The organism is Psychrobacter sp. 4Bb (assembly GCF_002836735.1).
Taxonomy (GTDB): domain Bacteria; phylum Pseudomonadota; class Gammaproteobacteria; order Pseudomonadales; family Moraxellaceae; genus Psychrobacter.
Genome location: NZ_PJAS01000006.1, coordinates 1 through 5,553, shown reverse-complemented (window position 1 = coordinate 5,553; position 5,553 = coordinate 1). Strand labels below are relative to the sequence as shown.

The 5,553-nt window shown below is 48.5% G+C and carries 2 tRNA genes and 3 rRNA genes; all 5 read left to right on the top strand.

Annotated features, from left to right (window positions below):
* Nucleotides 1-272: 272 nt before the first annotated feature.
* The 5 genes from CXF60_RS00450 to rrf all read left to right on the top strand — a co-directional run bounded on the left by CXF60_RS00450 (nt 273) and on the right by rrf (nt 5,552).
* Nucleotides 273-1,811 (top strand): 16S ribosomal RNA (locus CXF60_RS00450).
* 75 nt (nt 1,812-1,886) lie between these two features.
* Nucleotides 1,887-1,963, top strand: a tRNA-Ile gene (locus CXF60_RS00445).
* A 9-nt stretch (nt 1,964-1,972) separates the two neighbouring features.
* Nucleotides 1,973-2,048 (top strand) — tRNA-Ala (locus CXF60_RS00440).
* Between the two features lie 347 nt (nt 2,049-2,395).
* A 23S ribosomal RNA gene (locus CXF60_RS00435) occupies nt 2,396-5,251 on the top strand.
* Nucleotides 5,252-5,438: 187 nt separating this feature from the next.
* A 5S ribosomal RNA gene (rrf, locus tag CXF60_RS00430) occupies nt 5,439-5,552 on the top strand.
* The 16S, 23S and 5S rRNA genes sit together here with 2 tRNA genes alongside, the layout of an rRNA operon.
* Nucleotide 5,553 lies beyond the last annotated feature (1 nt).

Genomic DNA, 5,553 nt, shown 5'->3' with positions numbered 1-5,553 from the left:
TTTAGTTTGAAATACTAGCACTGGACGACAGTGTCAGACATTATTTAAAAGCATAACTAAAGAACAACTTGTGTGGATTTTTGCTGATTCAGAATGCTAAAAAATAAAGTTGACTATCTTTTCTTTTCGGGAAGATTATTAACTATAAAAATTATCATTTAAGACAGCAGAAAAACTCAAAGTTAATTCATTACGAACATAATTTTTAGCGATTTTGCCAGATTAGATGAGCCAAGTTTAGAAGCTTCTTTAAAGAGCTTCATAGCAAGATTAAACTGAAGAGTTTGATCATGGCTCAGATTGAACGCTGGCGGCAGGCTTAACACATGCAAGTCGAGCGGAAACGATGATAGCTTGCTATCAGGCGTCGAGCGGCGGACGGGTGAGTAATACTTAGGAATCTACCTAGTAGTGGGGGATAGCACGGGGAAACTCGTATTAATACCGCATACGACCTACGGGAGAAAGGGGGCAGTTTACTGCTCTCGCTATTAGATGAGCCTAAGTCGGATTAGCTAGATGGTGGGGTAAAGGCCTACCATGGCGACGATCTGTAGCTGGTCTGAGAGGATGATCAGCCACACCGGGACTGAGACACGGCCCGGACTCCTACGGGAGGCAGCAGTGGGGAATATTGGACAATGGGGGAAACCCTGATCCAGCCATGCCGCGTGTGTGAAGAAGGCCTTTTGGTTGTAAAGCACTTTAAGCAGTGAAGAAGACTCTTCGGTTAATACCCGGAGACGATGACATTAGCTGCAGAATAAGCACCGGCTAACTCTGTGCCAGCAGCCGCGGTAATACAGAGGGTGCAAGCGTTAATCGGAATTACTGGGCGTAAAGCGAGCGTAGGTGGCTTGATAAGTCAGATGTGAAATCCCCGGGCTTAACCTGGGAACTGCATCTGAAACTGTTAGGCTAGAGTAGGTGAGAGGGAAGTAGAATTTCAGGTGTAGCGGTGAAATGCGTAGAGATCTGAAGGAATACCGATGGCGAAGGCAGCTTCCTGGCATCATACTGACACTGAGGCTCGAAAGCGTGGGTAGCAAACAGGATTAGATACCCTGGTAGTCCACGCCGTAAACGATGTCTACTAGTCGTTGGGTCCCTTGAGGACTTAGTGACGCAGCTAACGCAATAAGTAGACCGCCTGGGGAGTACGGCCGCAAGGTTAAAACTCAAATGAATTGACGGGGGCCCGCACAAGCGGTGGAGCATGTGGTTTAATTCGATGCAACGCGAAGAACCTTACCTGGTCTTGACATATCTAGAATCCTGCAGAGATGCGGGAGTGCCTTCGGGAATTAGAATACAGGTGCTGCATGGCTGTCGTCAGCTCGTGTCGTGAGATGTTGGGTTAAGTCCCGCAACGAGCGCAACCCTTGTCCTTAGTTACCAGCGGGTTAAGCCGGGAACTCTAAGGATACTGCCAGTGACAAACTGGAGGAAGGCGGGGACGACGTCAAGTCATCATGGCCCTTACGACCAGGGCTACACACGTGCTACAATGGTAGGTACAGAGGGCAGCTACACAGCGATGTGATGCGAATCTCAAAAAGCCTATCGTAGTCCAGATTGGAGTCTGCAACTCGACTCCATGAAGTAGGAATCGCTAGTAATCGCGGATCAGAATGCCGCGGTGAATACGTTCCCGGGCCTTGTACACACCGCCCGTCACACCATGGGAGTTGATTGCACCAGAAGTGGATAGCTTAACCTTCGGGGAGGCGTTCACCACGGTGTGGTTGATGACTGGGGTGAAGTCGTAACAAGGTAGCCGTAGGGGAACCTGCGGCTGGATCACCTCCTTATAGACGCATTCGGTCAGCAAGAATTCACAACAAGTTGTTCTTTAGTTTAAGCTTACGTTTTTAACAAACGTATTAGGGTCTGTAGCTCAGCTGGTTAGAGCACCGTGTTGATAACGCGGGGGTCGGTGGTTCAAGTCCACCTAGACCCACCATTTTACAATGGGGCCATAGCTCAGTTGGTAGAGCGCCTGCCTTGCACGCAGGAGGTCAACGGTTCGACTCCGTTTGGCTCCACCACTACTAAGACGGTTAAGTAAGCTTTAGGTGCTAATAAATAAATAGGTATTAAATAGAAACAAGTGATTGTGACTGATTACTTCTTTCTGTTTTATACAGAATCTGTGACTCGACGAGAGCATAGAGACTATTTAAAAACATAGATATGAGTCTGGGTTAGGAAGAGCGTGTTCACGCGCACTTCTTAACCTTAATAACTCACCTCTTAACGACATCAGTTGTTATCCCAGGGGTGAGTTATTAAAAAAAGTAAAGAGAACTGAATCAAGCGTATAAACATAGGTGATATCGTTATCATAATTAGATTGTATGACACTTAGAAGTCGAAAGACTACTTGGGGTTGTATGGTCAAGTAATGAAGCGCACATGGTGGATGCCTTGGCAGTCAGAGGCGATGAAAGACGTGACAGCCTGCGATAAGCTTCGGGGAGGCGGCAATATCCTGTGATCCGGAGATTTCTGAATGGGGAAACCCACTTACCATAAGGTAGGTATCCTAATTTATTAGGAAGCGAACGAGGGGAAGTGAAACATCTCAGTACCCTTAGGAATAGACATCAATTGAGATTCCCCTAGTAGCGGCGAGCGAACGGGGAGAAGCCGATTAATTCTAATGTAGAAGAACAGCGTGGGAAAGCTGACCGTAGTAGGTGATAGTCCTGTATTCGAAACATTAGAGTTAACATATTAAGTAGAGCGGGGCACGAGAAATCCTGTTTGAAGATGGGGGGACCATCCTCCAAGGCTAAATACTCCTGACTGACCGATAGTGAACCAGTACCGTGAGGGAAAGGCGAAAAGAACCCCTGTGAGGGGAGTGAAATAGAACCTGAAACCGTGTGCGTACAAGCAGTGGGAGCCTACTTGTTAGGTGACCGCGTACCTTTTGTATAATGGGTCAGCGACTTATATTCTGTAGCAAGGTTAACCGTTTAGGGGAGCCGTAGGGAAACCGAGTCTTAATAGGGCGTTTAGTTGCAGGGTATAGACCCGAAACCGAGTGATCTATCCATGAGCAGGTTGAAAGTGCCGTAACAGGCACCGGAGGACCGAACCCACTGTCGTTGAAAAGCCAGGGGATGACTTGTGGATAGGGGTGAAAGGCTAATCAAACTCGGTGATAGCTGGTTCTCCCCGAAAGCTATTTAGGTAGCGCCTCGGACGAACACCATTGGGGGTAGAGCACTGTTTCGGCTAGGGGGTCATACCGACTTACCAAACCGATGCAAACTCCGAATACCGATGAGTGATATCCGGGAGACACACGGTGGGTGCTAACGTCCATCGTGGAGAGGGAAACAACCCAGACCGCCAGCTAAGGCCCCAAATTCCTAGTTAAGTGGGAAACGAGGTGGGAAGGCATAGACAGCTAGGAGGTTGGCTTAGAAGCAGCCATCCTTTAAAGAAAGCGTAATAGCTCACTAGTCGAGTCGGCCCGCGCGGAAGATGTAACGGGGCTCAAACTAGGAGCCGAAGCTGCGGATTTGAATTTGTTTTCAAGTGGTAGGGGAGCGTTGTGTAAGCCTGTGAAGGTGTGTTGTAAAGCATGCTGGAGGTATCACAAGAGCGAATGCTGACGTGAGTAACGATAATGCGAGTGAAAAGCTCGCACGCCGGAAGATCAAGGGTTCCAGTCCAACGTTAATCGGGGCTGGGTGAGTCGACCCCTAAGGCGAGGCCGAAAGGCGTAGTCGATGGGAAATCGGTTAATATTCCGATACTTGTTTATAATGCGATGGAGGGACGGAGAAGGTTATGTCAGCCTGGCGTTGGTTGTCCAGGTGAAAGGATGTAGGTTTATAGCTTAGGTAAATCCGGGCTATTTTATACCGAGATCTGATAGCAAGCTGTACTTGTACAGCGAAGTGGCAAATACCATGCTTCCAGGAAAAGCTTCTAAGCAATAGTTATAAACGAATCGTACCCTAAACCGACACAGGTGATCAGGTAGAGAATACCAAGGCGCTTGAGAGAACTCTGCTGAAGGAACTAGGCAAAATGGTACCGTAACTTCGGGAGAAGGTACGCTGTTGGTGGTGATAGGACTTGCTCCTTGAGCTGCTGGCAGTCGCAGATACCAGGCTGCTGCAACTGTTTATTAAAAACACAGCACTCTGCAAACACGAAAGTGGACGTATAGGGTGTGATGTCTGCCCGGTGCTGGAAGGTTAATTGATGGGGTTAGCGTAAGCGAAGCTCTTGATCGAAGCCCCAGTAAACGGCGGCCGTAACTATAACGGTCCTAAGGTAGCGAAATTCCTTGTCGGGTAAGTTCCGACCTGCACGAATGACATAATGATGGCAGCGCTGTCTCCAGCAGAGACTCAGTGAAATCGAAATCGCAGTGAAGATGCTGTGTACCCGCGGCTAGACGGAAAGACCCCGTGAACCTTTACTACAGCTTTACATTGAACTTTGACCTGACTTGTGCAGGATAGGTGGGAGGCTTTGAAGCCGAGACGCTAGTCTCGGTGGAGCCAATCTTGAAATACCACCCTGGTCATGTTGGGGTTCTAACTCAGGTATAACAATACCGAGGACAATGTATGGTGGGTAGTTTGACTGGGGCGGTCTCCTCCTAAAGAGTAACGGAGGAGTACGAAGGTGCGCTCAGACCGGTCGGAAATCGGTCGTAGAGTATAAAGGCAAAAGCGCGCTTAACTGCGAGACCCACAAGTCGAGCAGGTACGAAAGTAGGTCTTAGTGATCCGGTGGTTCTGTATGGAAGGGCCATCGCTCAACGGATAAAAGGTACTCTGGGGATAACAGGCTGATACCGCCCAAGAGTTCATATCGACGGCGGTGTTTGGCACCTCGATGTCGGCTCATCTCATCCTAGGGCTGAAGCAGGTCCTAAGGGTATGGCTGTTCGCCATTTAAAGAGGTACGCGAGCTGGGTTTAGAACGTCGTGAGACAGTTCGGTCCCTATCTACCGTGGGCGTTGGAAATTTGAGAGGATCTGCTCCTAGTACGAGAGGACCAGAGTGGACGAACCTCTGGTGTTCGGGTTGTCACGCCAGTGGCATTGCCCGGTAGCTACGTTCGGATGGGATAACCGCTGAAAGCATCTAAGCGGGAAGCCCACCTCAAGATTAGATTTCCCTAAAGAGCCGTTCAAGACTAGGACGTTGATAGGCAGGGTGTGGAAGCACAGCGATGTGTGTAGCTAACCTGTACTAATTGCTCGTTTGGCTTGACCATACAACACCCAAGTGGTTTGTATGCAAGTCTAATTAATCTATCTTGTATGAGCTGTAGTGGCTTATAAAGTAAGAATATTTCGATATCACCTTTAACCTTGATTCAGTTAGGTTACAAGTTGATCGACCATAAACTAAACATTTATAGTCAAACAATAACAACAACAGACTCATATCTAAACCCCTTTGCTGACGACAATAGCGCGATGGCCCCACCTGATCCCTTCCCGAACTCAGAAGTGAAACATCGTAGCGCCAATGGTAGTGTGGTTCGCCCATGTGAGAGTAGGTCATCGTCAGCTC